This is a genomic window from Rufibacter sp. LB8 (genome assembly GCF_014876185.1).
Lineage (GTDB): Bacteria > Bacteroidota > Bacteroidia > Cytophagales > Hymenobacteraceae > Nibribacter.
The window spans coordinates 31,678-49,448 of sequence record NZ_JADALJ010000002.1; the positions used below are offsets into that span (position 1 = coordinate 31,678).

15 protein-coding genes are annotated in these 17,771 nt (G+C 45.5%); 12 read left to right on the plus strand and 3 right to left on the minus strand.

The window, feature by feature from the left end:
- Positions 1 to 27 precede the first annotated feature (27 nt).
- From IMY23_RS19375 to IMY23_RS19385, 3 genes are all read left to right on the plus strand, one after another.
- On the plus strand, positions 28 to 1,467 hold the full coding sequence (locus tag IMY23_RS19375) for an MATE family efflux transporter (protein ID WP_192823871.1): 1,440 nt from the start codon (positions 28 to 30) through the stop codon (positions 1,465 to 1,467).
- A gap of 10 nt (positions 1,468 to 1,477) precedes the next feature.
- Positions 1,478 to 2,170, plus strand: a complete 693-nt coding sequence (locus IMY23_RS19380) for a hypothetical protein (RefSeq protein WP_192823872.1) — start codon at positions 1,478 to 1,480, stop codon at positions 2,168 to 2,170.
- 834 nt (positions 2,171 to 3,004) lie between these two features.
- Positions 3,005 to 3,244: a heavy-metal-associated domain-containing protein gene (locus IMY23_RS19385; protein WP_192823873.1), complete on the plus strand. Its 240-nt coding sequence runs from the start codon at positions 3,005 to 3,007 to the stop codon at positions 3,242 to 3,244.
- A gap of 82 nt (positions 3,245 to 3,326) precedes the next feature.
- Here IMY23_RS19385 and IMY23_RS19390 read toward each other — a convergent pair whose 3' ends face one another.
- Positions 3,327 to 3,995, minus strand: a complete 669-nt coding sequence (locus IMY23_RS19390) for a DUF305 domain-containing protein (protein ID WP_192823874.1) — start codon at positions 3,993 to 3,995, stop codon at positions 3,327 to 3,329.
- A 225-nt stretch (positions 3,996 to 4,220) separates the two neighbouring features.
- Positions 4,221 to 4,676, minus strand: a complete 456-nt coding sequence (locus tag IMY23_RS19395; protein WP_192823875.1) for a DUF305 domain-containing protein — start codon at positions 4,674 to 4,676, stop codon at positions 4,221 to 4,223.
- Between the two features lie 598 nt (positions 4,677 to 5,274).
- Between IMY23_RS19395 and IMY23_RS19400 the strand changes: the two genes are divergently transcribed.
- The 5 genes from IMY23_RS19400 to IMY23_RS19420 all read left to right on the plus strand — a co-directional run bounded on the left by IMY23_RS19400 (position 5,275) and on the right by IMY23_RS19420 (position 11,790).
- A complete protein-coding gene (locus IMY23_RS19400) occupies positions 5,275 to 5,604 on the plus strand; it encodes a four-helix bundle copper-binding protein (RefSeq protein ID WP_123132267.1) in 330 nt (109 codons plus the stop codon).
- 338 nt (positions 5,605 to 5,942) lie between these two features.
- On the plus strand, positions 5,943 to 6,572 hold the full coding sequence (locus IMY23_RS19405) for a DUF305 domain-containing protein (RefSeq protein ID WP_192823876.1): 630 nt from the start codon (positions 5,943 to 5,945) through the stop codon (positions 6,570 to 6,572).
- A gap of 77 nt (positions 6,573 to 6,649) precedes the next feature.
- Positions 6,650 to 9,145: a multicopper oxidase domain-containing protein gene (locus IMY23_RS19410; protein WP_192823877.1), complete on the plus strand. Its 2,496-nt coding sequence runs from the start codon at positions 6,650 to 6,652 to the stop codon at positions 9,143 to 9,145.
- 231 nt (positions 9,146 to 9,376) lie between these two features.
- Entirely contained in the window at positions 9,377 to 9,589 is a 213-nt protein-coding gene (locus IMY23_RS19415; protein ID WP_181307991.1) for a heavy-metal-associated domain-containing protein, read from the plus strand.
- Positions 9,590 to 9,684: 95 nt separating this feature from the next.
- Complete coding sequence (locus tag IMY23_RS19420) at positions 9,685 to 11,790, plus strand: copper-translocating P-type ATPase (protein ID WP_192823878.1); 2,106 nt, start codon at positions 9,685 to 9,687, stop codon at positions 11,788 to 11,790.
- Positions 11,791 to 11,859: 69 nt separating this feature from the next.
- Here the strand turns inward: IMY23_RS19420 and IMY23_RS19425 are convergent, their stop codons facing one another.
- Complete coding sequence (locus tag IMY23_RS19425) at positions 11,860 to 14,127, minus strand: cation-translocating P-type ATPase (protein ID WP_225986686.1); 2,268 nt, start codon at positions 14,125 to 14,127, stop codon at positions 11,860 to 11,862.
- Positions 14,128 to 14,505: 378 nt separating this feature from the next.
- Here IMY23_RS19425 and IMY23_RS19430 point away from each other — a divergent pair, with 378 nt between their 5' ends.
- The 4 genes from IMY23_RS19430 to IMY23_RS19445 all read left to right on the plus strand — a co-directional run bounded on the left by IMY23_RS19430 (position 14,506) and on the right by IMY23_RS19445 (position 17,650).
- Positions 14,506 to 15,228, plus strand: a complete 723-nt coding sequence (locus IMY23_RS19430) for a recombinase family protein (RefSeq protein ID WP_192823879.1) — start codon at positions 14,506 to 14,508, stop codon at positions 15,226 to 15,228.
- Positions 15,229 to 16,149: 921 nt separating this feature from the next.
- A complete protein-coding gene (locus IMY23_RS20375) occupies positions 16,150 to 16,290 on the plus strand; it encodes an AraC family transcriptional regulator (protein ID WP_225986692.1) in 141 nt (46 codons plus the stop codon).
- 521 nt (positions 16,291 to 16,811) lie between these two features.
- Positions 16,812 to 17,024 (plus strand): heavy-metal-associated domain-containing protein, encoded by a 213-nt coding sequence (locus IMY23_RS19440; RefSeq protein ID WP_192823880.1) that lies wholly within the window; start codon positions 16,812 to 16,814, stop codon positions 17,022 to 17,024.
- 170 nt (positions 17,025 to 17,194) lie between these two features.
- Complete coding sequence (locus tag IMY23_RS19445) at positions 17,195 to 17,650, plus strand: hypothetical protein (protein WP_192823881.1); 456 nt, start codon at positions 17,195 to 17,197, stop codon at positions 17,648 to 17,650.
- The last annotated feature ends 121 nt before the right edge of the window (positions 17,651 to 17,771 follow it).

Here is a 17,771-nt window from a genome sequence, read left to right on the forward strand (position 1 = left end):
TCAGCTACGCAACTAGATAAAGCATACATGGAAGGTAAGAACGAGATTCTGCAGAAGATAAGGGATCCATCCCTTACAGGTAAAATGAAACTCATTTTGCTGCTTGCCCTGCCCGCGGTCATAGAGAACTTTTTTCAGACTTTCATCGGGTTTGTGGACGTTTATTTCCTATCTAAAATAGGTTTAGCCGAAGTGTCCGCCGTGGGTGCCACCAATGCCATCCTTGCCATCTACTTTGCTGTTTTCATGGCTATCGGGGTAGCCTCCAATATAAGGGTAGCCAACGCGTTGGGGGCAAACAACGCGGAGAGAGCAAGGCATATAGGCCAGCAGGCGTTAATACTAGCCGTTCTCTTTGGGGTTCTTACAGGAGTTGTGACTTTGTTTTTTGCCCGGCCCCTGCTCATGCTCATGGGCCTTGAGGAACAGGTGCTGGACATAGGCGAGATTTACTTCAGGATCGTGGCCATTCCATCTATCTTCATGTCTCTCATGTTTGTGCTTAGCGCAAACCTCAGAGGGGCCGGAGATACCCGCTCTCCCATGAAAGTGAGTATCATCATCAATGTCATACACGCCGCCTTAGGGTATGCGCTAATCTTTGGGGTCTGGGGTTTCCCAGAAATGGGGGTGGCCGGCGCGGCGTTGGCGACAGTGGCCTCACGCCTGTTAGGCACCCTTCTGCTTATCTACTATATCCAACACTCAGAGAAGTTAGCCTTCAAGAAGAGTTACTGGCAGGTTGACTGGTTACATCAGAAAGAGCTTGCCTCCTTGGGAAGTCCTGCGGCAGCTGAGGTACTTTTCATGCGGGCGGGGCAGATTGTCTATTTCGGTTTCATAGTATCCTTGGGGACCGACGTGTTCGCCGCCCATCAGATTGCCGGCAATGTGGAGGTGATATCTTATATGGTGGGGTATGGTTTCGCCACGGCCGTTACCATCTTGGCCGGGCAACAGATAGGCGCCGCAAAGACAGACGCGGCCGCCACGTATGCCAAGCTCGGCTCTTGGATGGCCCTAGGCTTAATGAGCGTCCTAGGGGCCTTCCTGTTTTTCTTTGGGGATTGGGCCGGCAGTTTATTCACCGAAGATGCCGCAGTGATCAATAACATTGGCATTGCGCTGAAGGTGTCTGGAGCCTTCCAGCCTTTCCTTGCGGTACTTATAACCCTGACAGGGGCCTACCAGGCAGCCAACAATACCACCTTTCCTATGTACCTTACAGCAGTGGGCATGTGGGTGATAAGGGCAGGCCTTGTTTATTTCCTTGGCATTTACCTTGGCTGGGGACTTACTGGGGTCTGGATAGCCATTGGCATCGATATTATCTTCCGGGCGGGTGCTCTGACCATTAACTTCATTAGGGGAAACTGGATGAAGCTGGAAAAAGCGGCAGAGCCGAAAACAGAATGCCACCCGCAAACCACCAAGGAAACAATGTCAGCATGTGTGAACAACTATTAAAACTGAGAGCATGATAGATATTAGGTTGCAAGAAGGGTCAACACCCATTAAAGCGCAAGAGGTTACCAACCTTCTGCTCATTCCTTCCACTACTGACGGAGGAAAGAACCCTGTAGCCTTGGAGGAAGTACATACCAAGGATGTCCACTTGATAGTAGTATCAGAGGATCTTACATTCTTTTCCCATGAGCATCCAAAAAAGGTAGGCACTGATTACAGCGTTGACCTCTTTTTCCCCCACGGGGGCAAATTCTTGCTCTATTGTGACATAAAGCCCTTAAATAATGCACCGGCAGTCATTAGGAGGACGGTGGAGGTGGAGGGCGTAGAGAAAAGTGCGCAACTGTTCCAAAATGAAGTGCTGGTGTCTAACGTGGGCGATGTAAGCGTATACCTGGAGGAGAGTGCCCCTGGGGCTTTCAAAGTACATATTACTCAGGATGGTGCTTTGGTACCGGTAGCTTCTTTGGGTGATTACCTAGGTGCCAAGGCGCATGTGGTGATGATCCCTCTGGAGAGCAAAGAGTATCTGCATGTCCACCCAATGGTGGAACAGAAAACGCTGGTACTGCATACTACCTTTTCTGCCAAGGGTATCTACAGGGCCTGGGTGCAGCTATTACTGGCAGGTAACCTGTACACCTTTGATTTTGTATTGTCCGTAAAGGAACTGCCAAGCTCCCAGATGCATTCGCATCATTGAGTTAATGATTTAAAGTGCTTTTCTGTAATGCAGGTATCCGCATTTTTAAGTAAAAGGTATCTAAGGAGATGCTTTAGCTGAACTAAAAATGATAATGACACACCCTAAAGTAGTTAATTTACCACAGCTTGAACAAGAAAAACCATTAAAAAGGGAAAGGCAATTGCTGTAACCTTCCCTCTCCAAAATTCTCACCACTGCTTTAAAGAGGATTTAAAATCAATCAATAAGCTAGTATAACCCCGGACATTGACCAGCAGCTATAAAGCAACCGAAGTATTCTTATGCTCCTATTTACAAGTGACGGTTAGTTCTGGCGGTGTTGCCGACAAAAATTATTGCTAAATAACCATTCCTCCAAATCTCGGATTAAGAGTTTGTTTATGATTTGGGATTTCAGGCGAGGAATGGTGGAGTGATGTTCTGCCATAGCATTTTTGAGGAGGGATAGCAGCTTGTTACGGAAAGATAAAAGGCAATATACCTTTTTACAGCGCAATGGCACTACTACAAAAACGGCACGTTGTGAACCGGCTAAAGAAAGAAGACATAAAAATCATGTTTTTTCAGGATATTCTCCCCAGCAACCGGAATAGCTCATGTGCTAGACGTTAGACCTAATAAATATGAAGTAAGGACTGCAGTCTCTCTTATGTGCTTTACTAGACACACTCAGCTTTAGAAACCAATTTGTCTCCGATCAGGTAATTTTGTTTTTATTGTTCAACTAAAAGCGAAGTTGCAAGACAGTAAACAACAAAGGGTTGATTGATTGGAAACTCCCTTGGACGTAACAAGTAACAATCATAGAACTAAAGTAAAGACTGAAATAGTATGGAAATCATAAAATTCAAAACAAACATTAGTAATCAAAGCGATGTAACGAACGTTGCTCCCTATCTGGAAAAAATCGAAGGTATATCCAACTGGCAAGTAGATACAGAGACGGAGGAAAATGTGCTGAGTGTTTCCGGCAAGGATTTAAATCCCCAGGCCATAGAGAATGCCCTTCAGGAAGCAGGCTTCCAAGCAGAGATACTAAGGGTAGTGGGCCTGAGCGGGGATGAACTGTAAACCTAAATTGAAACATCCATAAAATTACAAAGGAGAACCTCATTTGAAGGTTCTCCTTTGTAAAACAATGTATAAATTCTTGCTATTGCGGATGCTCTTGCAGCCACGCATCCAACTCCTGCTTTTCCTTTTGCTGCTCATCCATGATTTTCTGAGCCATGGCTTTTATTTCCGGTGCCTTCGCCTGAGGCAGATAAACTTTTACCATGTCAATACCGCTTTGGTGGTGCATACTCATCAGGCTCGCAAAATGATGGTCGGTGGTACCAGCCATATTATGGTTCATGTTGCCCATCATGCTTTTCATAGGCTGCATCATCTTCATGGTAGCAGCGGTATCGCCAGTTGCGGACTGGTTGTTTTGAGCAAAATCTCTTAATCTGTCCTGCTCTTCCTTTTGCTTCGGCTGGCTCTTTTTAGCCATGTTGACGAGCATTGTATCACTCCCATTGCTTTCCTCTTCCTGGGCCATCTTAATCGCTCCTTCGTGGTGGGTGGCCATTAAATTGGCAAAATCCACATCCGGATTTCCGGTCATTTTGACCTCCTGCATTGCCGTCATATTCTCGTGCATCAGGTCCATCATCTCATTTGACTTCCCAGCTTCCATGTTGTGGCCGGAATGGTCTTCTGTTTTCTCCTTATCGGAGGCCACTTCCGTTTCACCGGAGTTTTGGCTACAGGCGGTAAAGAACAAGGAGGCCCCGCAAAGCATCGCCACCCACTTAGAATTAAACTTATTGTTTTTCATAGCCTTTGTTTAGAGATTAAAATGTAAATCTTATGGGAAAAAGAAGATATGCTGCCGGCAGAAATAGAGGTGATCACCTAGTATAAGCTCACCTATCGTAGTAGCATTTTTAATTTCATGAAGAACTTATTCTAGCACATCAATTACTTTCTCATCCTTAGTTCAAGAGAACCCTGATGGAGGTTTGTCTCGGTAAACAGCATCAGAACTATGTTTGGAAATAAATTATTCTTCATCCATTCTTTTCAGGATAGCCTTCATTTCGGCAATTTCCTTCACTTGGGACTTGATGATTTCGTCAGCCAGTTTTTTCAATTCAGGGTCACTGATATTGGCTTTTTGGCTAACCATGATGGCGGAAGAGTGATGAGGGATCATTGCCTTCATGTATTGCTCGTCAGCAACTAAGACTTGGTTTCTTAAAAAAAGCAGGGCTACAATAAACACAATAGCGCTTGACGCATAAATTATCATGTTTAACTTTTTATCTTCATACATGTTCCGCATCATCAATAACATTACTACGGCCATAGGCGCTACCATCAATAAGGTAGTATAGACCCTTGTAGCACTTAGATAAATATGTTCTACTTGGTCCACATTTAAGAACATTACCGCGTACATGATTGCAAACGATACTGTTAGCATGTAAAAGAACTTCTTATAATGGTTGTTTTTCATTTGGAGTAGTTGTTTCTATCCTGAATCATATTTTGCCAATTCCCAATTCCCTCTTTGGTGCATAGCTTATTGTAGCCCTATATATTAGAATACAGCTATACTCTTTGGATAAGCGTTTTATACGAAGTGCTCAGGGACTAGTTATTTAGGGCGGATAGAGCAAAAGGATTTAAAATATGGAATTGTGGTTTTCTAGCCAATAAATGCCCATAAATAGGGAGACAGGAGATAACCACTATATTAATCTGCATTATTATATCATCCTTTTCTTAAATTATACAAATAGATTCCCCCATCATTTAGCCTCAGAAGCTCTATCGGTAGTACATGGTGTCATTTTACTTTATAAAGACGCTCCTCCGAATTAATATAATAGGCATAAGTATCCAAAGGCTCCTGTACCCCTGCTGCTGATGGAGATAAAATATTGAAAGATGAAGCATCTTTGGTCGGTGGTCCCATAACAGTAAAGTTTGCTGAAAAAGTACAACAACGCCCAAATTATATAAATCTAATCAAGGATAATTAAAAACATATATTTCCCTATAGGGTAAAACTATAGAGTTTACAATGTTAAAAAACCTAACTAATTACTACCATGCACAATTCTCAATATCAATCCGTTATACAAGCCCTTAATGCTTGTGCTGCTGCCTGTGACCATTGTTACGATGCCTGTTTACAGGAGCAGGATGTTAAAATGATGGCCCGCTGTATTCGCCTGGACCGTGATTGCTCCGACATCTGTAAGCTTACCGCCAGCGCATTGGCACGCAATTCAGAAGTAGCTAAAACACTGTTGCAAGCCTGTGCCGATATCTGCCGGGAATGTGGAATTGAATGCGCAAACCATAAACACATGCAGCATTGTTTAGAGTGTGCAGAAGCTTGTAAAGCCTGTGAAGAAGCCTGCCGGAGCGCGTTATAATTTAATGTACCAATACTGAAGGGATGTAAATGGCAATATTACTGCCTATTTACATCCCTATTTAGTTAAAAACTTTTTTTCAAGAAGTACAGATTACTCATTTGAGATTCACTTTCAAAATCATAATGGCATTTTCTAGAAAGTCTTTATGTCTTTGATTATTGTATTCTGTTAATTATCCTGCTCAACTGATATTTCCCTAAAAGCCATTTGAAGTGATGTGTGCGCTTCCTAAAGACACCATAAAATATATAAGTCTAATCCTTAATTGTGCAAAACTAATCATGAAGGTATAAGTAAGATAATAGTATTTTGACTTATAAAAATCTACTATGAATATGAAAAATTTATTATCCTTTCGGTTAGGCTTGGTACTTCTTTCCGCTTCATTGCTTTTAACATCTTGTGATGATGAAGATGATGGGCTTGCGATTCAACCTCATGACCAAAATGCAATGATGTCTATTATGCATAGCATGATGGATAAAATGGAAGCTATGTCCATGAACGAAGACCCTGATATTGCCTTTGCCCGAATGATGATTATGCACCACCAGGGAGCCATTGACATGTCAAATGAAGAATTAAATACTGGAGATGATGCAACCATCAGAGCCATGGCTCAGAAGATAAAAGAGGAGCAGCAGAAAGAAATAGCGGAATTGCAGGCTTTTATCACCTCTTATCAGCCTGACCAGCCAGCCGACAACACTTTCAATATGGAGCTGATGAGTTCAATGGAAAAATCTGGTAAACAGAGCGACTTGCAGGTATTGACCGGAGACACAGACCAGGACTTTGCCCAACTAATGAGTGTACACCACCAATCCGCTATTGAGAACTCCAGGTCTGTAATGGAGCATGGCACCAGCGCCGAAATCAAAGAAATGGCACATATGATGATAAACGCTCAGATGGCGGAGATTCAGGAATTGCAAGAATGGCTGTTGGCTAATAAAAGCTACTAACGTTTAATCTGATTAAAAAAACGTCTCCGCCATAAAGCAGAGACGTTTTTTTATATAAATTATGTAAGGACCTGAATATGAAAAAACTCACTCCCCCGGTTGTAGCACTGGTTATATTACTTTTAATGTTTGGAAAAGAGGCGACTGCCCAAACTGATACCGTTACCTATCACATCTCCATTAGCCAGAAAAATGTAAATATTGCTGGTAAAGAGAGTATGGGCCTGACCATAAACGGGTCTATCCCAGGACCTACGTTGCGGTTTCCTGAAGGAGGCTACGCTGTCATATACGTCAAAAATGAGATGGATGTGGAAACTTCCGTGCACTGGCATGGCTTGCTGCTGCCTAATTTCCAGGATGGTGTTCCTTATCTGACCACACCTCCCATTGAACCGGGCAAAACCCTTAAATATGAGTTTGCCTTAAGGCATGCGGGCACCTATTGGTACCACTCCCACACCGGCCTGCAGGAACAGTCTGGCGTATATGGTTCCATTGTTATCGAACCCAAAGAAAAAACGTTGGACTACGCCCGAGACTTTTTCGTGGTTCTGTCTGACTGGACTTATGAAAAGCCAAAGAATGTCTTGAAGAACCTGAAACGCGGGCTAGAGATCTATGATATACAGAAAGGTACGTCAACCCCGCTGGGCATGGTCATAGCAAGGGGGGCCTTGGGGGCGCAGCTTGACTTCTGGAGGCAACGGATGGAAGGGGCCGATATAGCCGATATTTACTACCCTGCTTTTCTTACCAACGGTCAACCTGTGCAGGAATACCCGGAGTTTACACCGGGTGAGAAAGTAAGGCTACGCATCATAAATGCCGCCGCCTCCAGCCAATTCTGGCTGACCTTCGGCGGAGAAGAACCGCTGCTGGTAGCCGCCGACGGTTTGGATGTAGTGCCTGTGCAACGGAACAAGACATTCATTGCCGTAGCTGAAACCTATGATTTCATTGTCACTATTCCGCAAAACGGCAGAATGGAGGTAAGGGCTACCGTGCAGGATGGCTCCGGTCAAACAAGCGCCTTCTTCGGGAAAGGTCCTGCCCTTAGCGCGCCAGATGTGCCCCGGCCAGATAAAGTAGCCATGATGCAGCAAATGGCCGGGATGAAAATGAGAATGGGGGCTCCTGCCTCCAAGTTCAATCCGGGCAAGGAAGAACCTGTTGAAATGATGAACAAGTGGGGGATGCAGATGGAAGGAGAAATGGCCATGGGGCAAATGGGCGGAATGAATCACGACCCGGCTAATGTTGGCAAGATGCAGAAAGGGAGAAAAGATGGGATGAGTAATTCTAAAGATTCTCTGGCCACCTCTAAAACAAGCCATGCCAACATGTCCCACCAAGGAGCAAACCGGCAGGCAAACAAGATGGAAATGGAAAAATCGGGGGAGAAAATAAAAACGGATTCGGTGTCCGCTAGTGGAATGGACCATGGGAAGAATACTGCCTCCATGAGAAAATCAGCCACAAGCTCCGGAATGCCTATGGCAGGGATGGGTCAGGAAAGTAGTGAGCAAGGCATGGCCGGCATGGGCATGTTCGCTGAATACAACTATGATTACTTAAAATCGCGGGAGAAAACAGATTTCCCAACCGGTAAACCGGTTAAGGAAATGGTGCTGAACCTAACCGGTAACATGGTGCGCTACATTTGGAGCCTGAACGGAGTGCCCTTAAAAGAAGCGGACAAAATAAAAATCAACAAAGGCGAAGTAACGCGCATTACCCTTAACAACCTGACCATGATGCACCACCCCATGCACTTGCACGGGCATTTTTTCAGGGTTATCAACGGGAACGGAGAATATTCCCCTCTGAAGCATACCGTAAACGTGGCTCCCATGCAAAAGGTAGTCATTGAATTTGATGCCAATGAGTACGGCGACTGGTTCTTCCACTGCCATGTCCTGTACCACATGGACGCGGGCATGGCACGGGTCTTTAGTTACGGTACCCCCAGGGACGAAAGGCTGGAACGCTATCCTCTATCTATCCTCACAAACAAAAGCAATCATTTTTTTACCTGGGGTGTCGTTGACGCAGCCTCCCATATGACTGAACTTAACCTCGTGTCCTCCAACATAAGGAACCAGTTTGTTTTAAACGCAGAATACGGTTGGAATAAGAACCTGGAAGCAGAATTTACCTACGGGCGGTTCCTATATGACTACCTCAGTGTTTTCGGAGGCGTCAACGTGGAAAACGAAGAGGACAATAGCCTTGACGAAATACAACCCACGGCCATTGTAGGCTTCAGGTACTTAACTCCGTACCTTTTTAACCTGGACGTTCGGATTGACAACAAACTCCGGCCCCAGGTAAGCTTAGCCCGGGAGGTACTTGTATTCCCCCGGACTTTCCTGTTCGGGGAGTTTGAATACCAAGCTGACTTTGGTTGGGTAAAAGATACGCGAGAAGGCAATGTAAGCAGCGGAGATGGTTACACGAGGGAAATAGTCTGGAGAATCGGTTCTGAATATCTTATCTCTAAAACCTTCTCGCTTATGGCAAACTATGATAACAGGTTTGGTGCGGGGGGAGGATTGACCGTCAGGTTCTAAAGGGACAGTTATTAGGGTCTATCAGTAGTTCAAGGGAAACTATAATGGCTGTACGGAAAGACAACAATAGTCAATCGTTTTTTCAGATGAACAAAATAGTATAACGCTTTTTAAAAATTATGTCACACATTAACCTAAGTCAATGGGTATTTTTATGAAAGAAAGCTGAGTGCCTAAATGAGTACTTGTGCCATATGTCTTAGTTGAAAACCAAACAATAATTGAACGATTATGGAAACTCTGAAATTTAAAACCAATATCAAATGCGGTGGATGTATAGCCACTGTTACCCCCTTCCTAAACAGTGAAAAAAGTGTGGAGAAGTGGCAAGTAGACACTAATAACCCTGATAAAATTTTAACTGTCGAAGGAAGTACCGTAAGCGAGCAGGAAGTAGTAGAGGCGGTTGAGAAAGCTGGCTTCAAAATAGAGCCACTTCAATAGAGCCACTTTAATAGAAGAGCAGAAACAAAGGGGTAATCTACAAAATTACCCCTTTGTTTTTTATTCCGAATCATCCTCAATTAAACCCGTAGACTATGGACCACTCCCATCATAACCACCATCCGAACAACGAAAGGAATGCTAAAGGCACAGAGGCAGCGGAGAAAATAGCCGAGAAAACCTTACATGCCCATAACCGGGCGATACCCAACGAGGGACAGCACCCTTCTGGGCACGGGGAGCACGGCCACGACCATCATGCCATGATGATCGATGATTTCCGGAAAAGGTTTTGGGTCTCTCTGCTACTATCGGTACCGGTCATCATCATTAGCCCGATGGTACAGGATATTTTGGGGTACCGGCTGGAAATACCCTTTAACATGTACATCGCCTTTGTCCTGTCTTCTGTCATCTTCTTTTACGGGGGGTGGCCGTTCCTGACCGGTTTTAGGGATGAGGTAAAGAAGGGGGCTCCCGGCATGATGACGTTGATTGCAATTGCAATAACGGTAGCTTACCTCTACAGTACCGCTATCGTCTTCGGACTGGAGGGAATGGATTTTTTTTGGGAACTGGCTACCCTCATCGTCATCATGCTCTTGGGCCACTGGATAGAAATGAAATCCGTTTTAGGAGCTTCCCGCGCCTTGGAGCTGTTGGTTAGTCTCATGCCCTCCGAAGCGCATGTCATAAGAGGGGGGGAAACAGTAGATGTCAGGATTGATGCCCTGCAAAAAAACGACCTGATACTGATAAAGCCAGGCGAGAAGATCCCGGCTGATGGCCTTATAGAGGAGGGGGAAAGCTATGTGAATGAAAGCATGCTCACCGGCGAAAGCAAGCCCGCGCAGAAGGTAAAAGACGATAAGGTGATAGGGGGCTCCATAAATGGGACCGGCTCTCTGAAAGTAAAGGTGCAAGGAACCGGTGAAGAGAGCTACTTGAACAAAGTCATCAGCCTGGTGCAGGAAGCCCAGAAAACTAAATCAGACACGCAGCACCTGGCGGATAAAGCCGCCCGTTGGTTGACGTATATCGCCCTCTTCTCAGGTTTTGCCACCTTTACCGTTTGGCTCTTGATTGGAGCAGAATTGGCCTTTGCCCTGGAGCGGATGGTGACGGTAATGGTAATCTCCTGTCCGCATGCGCTCGGTTTAGCGGTACCTTTGGTAGTAGCCATATCTACGGCAATTTCCGCTAAAAACGGCCTGTTAATCCGGAACCGGACGGCCTTTGAAAACTCCCGCAAGATAACCACTATCATCTTCGATAAAACCGGTACGCTTACCGAAGGCTCCCACCAACTGGCCCGGATTATTTCCTTCCATCCGGCCTATCCGGAAAAAGAGCTGCTGCGACTTGCCGCTGGGGTGGAGCAAAATTCAGAACATTATATTTCCCAAGGCATCTTAAAGCAGGTAAAGGCGGAAAATATTACCATTCCCACTGCAGAAAGCTTCAATTACCTGCCTGGAAAAGGTTTGGAAGGCACCGTGGAGGGCAGGTCAGTAAAGGTAGTAGGCCCTAATTATATTTCAGAATTCGGTATTCAGGTTCCGGAAAGCGATGCGGAGGAAGGGGTAGAAACGGTAGTCTATGTGTTGATAGATGAAACGGTAGCTGGCTTTATCAGCCTGAGGGATAAGATTCGTCCGGAATCCGCCGAGGCAATAAGGATCCTCAAGGCCAACGGCATCAAGAACCTTTTACTGACCGGTGATAATGACCGGGTGGCGAAGAGCGTGAGCGACACCTTGCAGATGGATGGCTTTCTGGCCAACGTATTACCCCATCAGAAGCAGGAGAAGATAAAGGAATTACAAGCCAAGGGTGAATTTGTGGCTATGACTGGCGACGGAATCAATGATGCCCCAGCATTGGCGCAAGCGGATGTGGGTATTGCTGTTGGCTCCGGAACAGATGTTGCTGCTGAAACCGCCGATATTATCCTGGTCAACAGCAACCCAAAGGATATTGCTTCTTTGATTCTTTTCGGCAAAGCTACTTACCGTAAGATGATTCAGAATATCATATGGGCCACTGCCTATAACGTCATAGCTTTGCCTTTGGCGGCAGGAGTTTTATATAAACAGGGTATTATGGTATCACCGGCCATCGGAGCCGCTTTGATGAGCATGAGTACGGTTATTGTGGCCATCAACGCCCAGTTGTTACGGAACCAGATTAAAAACCAATAGATTTAAAAGCCTAGGGCCTGCCAGTCTGACCAGCCCTAGGCTTTTACAATTGGGAAACGCATTATAAACTTATAGCTGCTGCGCTTTCAAACGCAGGCTGTTAGCAACTACTGAAACCGAACTCAGCGCCATCGCCGCCCCGGCAATCATAGGGTCCAATAAGAAACCATAGAAAGGATAGAGCAAGCCAGCTGCGATTGGAATGCCGACGAGGTTATAGATAAAAGCCCAGAATAAATTCTGCCGGATGGCATTCACGGTCAACCTGGATAACTTCAGGGCCTTCGGTAACAATTGCAAATCAGAGGTAATGAGAGTCATCTTGGCTACGTCAATGGCTATATCCGAACCTTTCCCCATTGCGATGCTTACATCTGCCTGCGCCAGTGCCTGAGAGTCATTAATCCCGTCCCCTACCATCCCTACGACTTTGCCTTGGCTTTGAAGAAGCTTCACAAAATCAGCCTTCTCGCTTGGCATTACCTCGGCTTGGAAATGCTGAATCCCCACCTGCCGGGCAACTGAAGCCGCCGTTCGGGCATTATCACCAGTCAGCATATAAACCTCGATTCCCCTTTGCTGCAGTAATTCAATCGCCTTAGCCGATGTCTCTTTCACTTTGTCGGCAATGGCCAAGATAGCCACTACCTCTCCCTCCTCTGCAAAATAGATCACGGTTTTGGCCGCCTCTGCCCAATTTTCGGCCACACTGGACAGTTCGCCTGAAACCGATATTTCCTCTGCAGCCATGTACTTAGGGCTGCCCACTAAGTAGAAGCGTCCCTGCCAGCTTGCCTTCACCCCTTTTCCGGTTACGCTATCGAACCCATCTATCTCCACAGATGGGACCGCGCCTTCCCGCAGGTGGCGGGCTACGGCTTCCGCTAAAGGGTGCTCTGACAGCTGTTCCAGGGAGAAAAGCACGGATTGCAGTTCTTTGAAACGTGGGCGGGCTTCTTCCGACCAGAAAACATCCGTTACTACTGGCTTGCCTTCGGTAATGGTGCCGGTTTTATCTAGAATAACAGCATTCAGGCGGTGTGCCTGTTCCAAGCTCTCGGCATCTTTTATCAGGATACCATGTTCGGCTCCCTTCCCTACCCCTACCATGATAGCCGTGGGGGTGGCCAGACCTAAAGCGCAGGGGCAGGCAATAACCAACACCGTTACGAAAGCCAGTAATCCTTGTGAAAGGCCGTTATCACCGCCTAAAAACAGCCAAGTAGCCAAAGTGACAAGAGCAAAAACAAACACAACGGGCACGAAAATCCCGGCTATTTTATCGACTAATTTCTGCACCGGGGCTTTAGAACCCTGGGCATCCTGCACTAATTTAATGATTTGCGCTAAAAGAGTCTCACTGCCCACCTTTTCAGCCGTAAAGCGGAAGCTGCCTTTTTGGTTAATTGTTCCGGCAAACACTTTGTCTCCCATTTTTTTGGAAACCGGCACCGGCTCCCCGCTTATCATCGATTCGTCAACATAAGAAGAGCCGGAGGACACTTCACCGTCTACCGGTACTTTTTCGCCGGAACGCACGAGAAGAACATTTCCTTTCTGGATAGTTGAAATGGGCACTTCGCGTTCCTGGTCTCCCTCAACAAGCCAAACTGTTTTAGGCTGCAACCCGATCAGTTTTTTAATCGCTGAGGAGGTACTGGATTTTGCCCGCTCTTCCAGCAATTTTCCCAGCATAATAAAAACAATGACAACCGCAGCTGCCTCGAAATATACGTGGGGATGTAAGTTCCGCGCATGCCAAAAACCCGGATTTACCGTATTGAAGACACTAAAAGCAAAAGCAGTACCGGTACTTAGAGCTACCAGCGTATCCATGTTGGCCTTGCCATGGCGGGCTTGCTTAAAGGCATTGACAAAGAAATTTCGCCCAAATACAAACAGTACCGGGGCGCTTAAAGCCATCATTATCCAATTGCCATAAGGCATATCCATAAAGAACATCCCGATGACTACCACAGGCAACGTAAGTAGCCCCGCCATAACAGTCTTTCTTTTGAGCTCCCGGTAATGGTTCTGCTGGGTTTGCTCTTGGATTTCCTGGGCGTTTTCAGTGTCTATTATCAAGTCATACCCGACCGATTGAAGCGCCTTTTGCATATCCGTTACCTGCACCTTCTCCGGATTATAGGTCACCTGTAAAGTCTGGGTCGCAAAGTTGACATTGGCCTGGGTAACGCCCGGCGTGCTGGCAACCATGGATTCCACACTAACCGCACAAGCTGCACAGGTCATGCCGGTAACTGGCATGGAAACCTGTGAAGCCACTCCCTCTGAAGCCAAAACCGGTGCTTGTGGAGCTTTTATATCATTTCCCATATAGTTTTATCATTATTTCTTCTTATCAAATTTACGGCTGACCCAAGATGAAGTCGTTACAGAATTTGGGAAAAGAGTAATATGTTTTTGCGGTACCATACAAACAACCGACTCTTAGATATTATATATAAAGAGTGGATGGGAAATTAGAATAGAGAGTTGTTAAAGAGAAAAGCATGCTTATAAATTAATTTAACATAATTTTCTAGATAACACACATCCACCCCTATTTTACAAATCAGGAACGTTCGTTGCTGATTTGTAAAATAGGGGGTAACTTAGCAAAAAGTAAAATTAAAAGGGCGGCAGGGGAGAAAAGCCATATGTTTTTGCAGTTGCAAAACAGCACCTGAAATTCCAGCTGCCACTCTTATATATATGGAGTATCAGAAGTACATCGCCTACTACCGGGTATCAACCGTCAAGCAGGGCAGGAGCGGCCTGGGTCTGGAGGCCCAGCGCGCCGCCGTCATCTCCTTCACCAAAAACCCGGACGGTATCATTCGGGAGTTCACCGAGCATGAGTCGGGCAAGAACGACGACCGCCCGCTTCTGGAGCAAGCGATACTGGCGGCGAAAAAGCAAAATGCCACTTTGATCATCGCCAAGCTGGACCGGCTGAGCAGGGAGGGGGCCTTCCTTTTCCAGCTTAAGAAAAGGGTGGAGAAGAACAACATCAACTGGCTGTGCCTGGACATCCCTGAGATGAATACGCTCAACATCGGTATATGGGGAACCATGGCCCAGCACGAGCGGGAGCAGATAAGCAAGCGCACCAAGGCGGCGCTCCAAGCGCTGAAAGCGCGGGGCCGGAAATTGGGCAACCTGGATAACCTGACCGATACCGGCCGGGAACTTGGGGTGGAGGCCATCAAGAAAAAAGCCGCGGACAATGATAATAATCGAAGAGCGGCCGAGCTGATCCGTCTTTATAAGGAGCAAAAGCTGACCTGGCTGGCCATTGCCGGGAAACTGAACCAATCCGGTTTCAAGGCAAGCAGAGGAGGGGAGTTTCAGGCTGTTCAGGCACAGAGGATCTTTAATCGATATTGTACGGAAGACTTAAAAGAGCCTTCCTCTTTTTCTAACATGTCTGGATAAGGAGAAAAGTCTGATTATGCTACGTCAGCTATTCGTTTCCCACTCTTCAACCCCAATAGCTCCCTTATAATCACGTTGCTCTATTTTTCAAACCAATAAATAGAAAAAATCCGTGCAATTGGTCTTGTGCCTTTTGTCAACCTGATAGAAGGCTTTTTATTCTAGAAATCTTGGAAGGTGCTTTACAAATAGACGCTGTTTGAAAACTTCAACTGTTTGTACCGTAACCAGAACAGGTTTTCTGCTGAACATAACCTTCTTTCTTAGTCGGCTTTCAGAAAATTGCGCAGTAAGCGTAAGGCAAAGATCGGTCTAAGTGTAAGGTTCAATACCCGCCTTCCCCATGATAGCAAGACCTTTAATACAAGCACCTCATTTAAAACTAGACATTGACATCTCCTCAGGATATCTTACTTAATAAAGTGTGACAGGCCCCATTATAAATCTCCAGCTCATTGTTTTCTTTAAGCACCATCACCGATACTTAATACCTTTGGCATATGCACCTCATGGTTAAAAATATGGTCTGACCCGCTGTTGTAACATCAGTTGGAGAAATTCTAAAGAAGAATAAACTGCAGGCAAGCTATGTGCGGCTGGGTGAGGTGGGGCTGACCGAGGAACCATTCAATGACCAACTGCAGCAGCTTGCTTAAGATTTGAAAGCAATGGGCTTTGAATTGCTGGACGACCATAAAAACAGATGATGGAACAGGTCAAAAGCCTACTTATCCCGAAAGTGCGGTCCGGAAGGATAGAGGAGCATTTTATGATAAGTAAATACTGGGGCGAAAATATCTATAGGGACTACTCTGCTATCAGCAAGTTGTTCTCGGAGGTGGAGGGCATCAAAATTGAGCAGTTCTTCATCCTGCAGAAGACTGAGAAAAAACAAAGCTGCTGGCCTACAATGGGGAGACGCTGAGCCAAATCGCTTTTAACCTGGGGTGTAGCAACATCCAGAACCTCTCCAACCAGTTCAAGAAGATTGCCGGCATTACCCCATCCCAGTTCAAGCTACTCGGCTTGCCTCTCCTCAGACCCATAGACAGCCTCACATAAAAGGGCTGACACGGATACTTATTATTTCATCCGTAGAGTAATCTATACATCTTTTCAAAATTATGTACAGCCTACACTTTGCATAAATGGCACCTTTGTTTTGTCTCAATGGAAAAACATGGAAGAGACAAAGAAAATAGGCAAACCATCCAACCTTCCGCTATCCGGGTGGAAAGCGAGCACTGCGCCCGGATGCCCTGATCGATGACAAAGGGCTCGCCAAGATGACCATTATTCCCTCTGAGCTATCCAAGATACCGAAGGCCATCAGACTCCCCCAAAAGACGTTGCAACCATCAGGCAGAACCTATTCTGGGCTTTTATCTAAAACGTCAACGGATACCCTTGGTAGCGGGCGACAATGGCCTTGAGCAGTGTCAGCGTGGTGAGCTACAGTTTGCGCTTGAAATGGCTGAAACTGTAGCTCACCAATATAGTATAAATCTTTTCCAAAATACTGTAACATCCTTAGGGATTACATAGGTAATTTTGCAGTGTTAGAACCAAAGAAACAAACAGCTATGAAGACGCTAGAGTTAAAAACAAATATCATGTGCGGTTCATGTATTGCCAAAGCGACGCCTTCTCTCAATGAGGCGATCGGCGAGGGCAGTTGGCGAGTAGATACCCAAAGTCCGAAGAAAATCCTTTCTGTGACCAGCGATAAACTGAGTGAGGAAGAAGTGATCAAGGCCGTAGAAAAATCAGGTTACAAGGCTGAAAAGCTTTCCTAAGCCAAAGAACCATATAGGTGAGGGATTGCTGTAAAACGGGCGATGAACAACCCGCAAAGAAGTGGTATAAATGGGCGAGATGGCTAATCTATGTGGCTGTAGCGCTAGTATTTTTCTTTGTAGTACTAAGGCAGATTGAATATTAATCTTTTGATACCTAAAACAAAATAATGAGAGTAATAACTTTTCTCCCTTCAGTTTTTGTTGTACTTGTACTGACTTCCTGTTTGTCTGGGCAAGAATCAAATCAACCTGAAGAAGTGGTTTCAACGATGGGTCGTACAGATTTAAAGTCTGGCCCAAAAGCACTTGGTCAGAATGAACAACTACAACCGACTATGACAGTAGAGGGATTACCCAAAGACCTTGTCTGTATGGTGAATGATGCCTATATGGGGAAGAAACAACTCCCCATTAAGTTTGAAGGAAGAATGTACTACGGTTGCTGCGAGATGTGTGTAAAAAATATCATGTCCGACCGCAAGGTTCGTGTAGGCCTAGACCCAGTGTCAGGGCAGGAAGTGGACAAATCCAATGCGTTTATAGCTTTGAAAGAGGGTGCCATTGATGATGAAGTTATTTACTTTGAATCAGAAGCAAACTATAAACAATATATTGAAAAGTGATATTTAAAGTAATAGACACAGGGGTACTAAATGGGCTTACATCATTACGGATACAGCTTTTTATCAATTTTTGGCACTGTTTCTTTAAGCAGTCAACATTAATCCAGTAATGTATTGACAT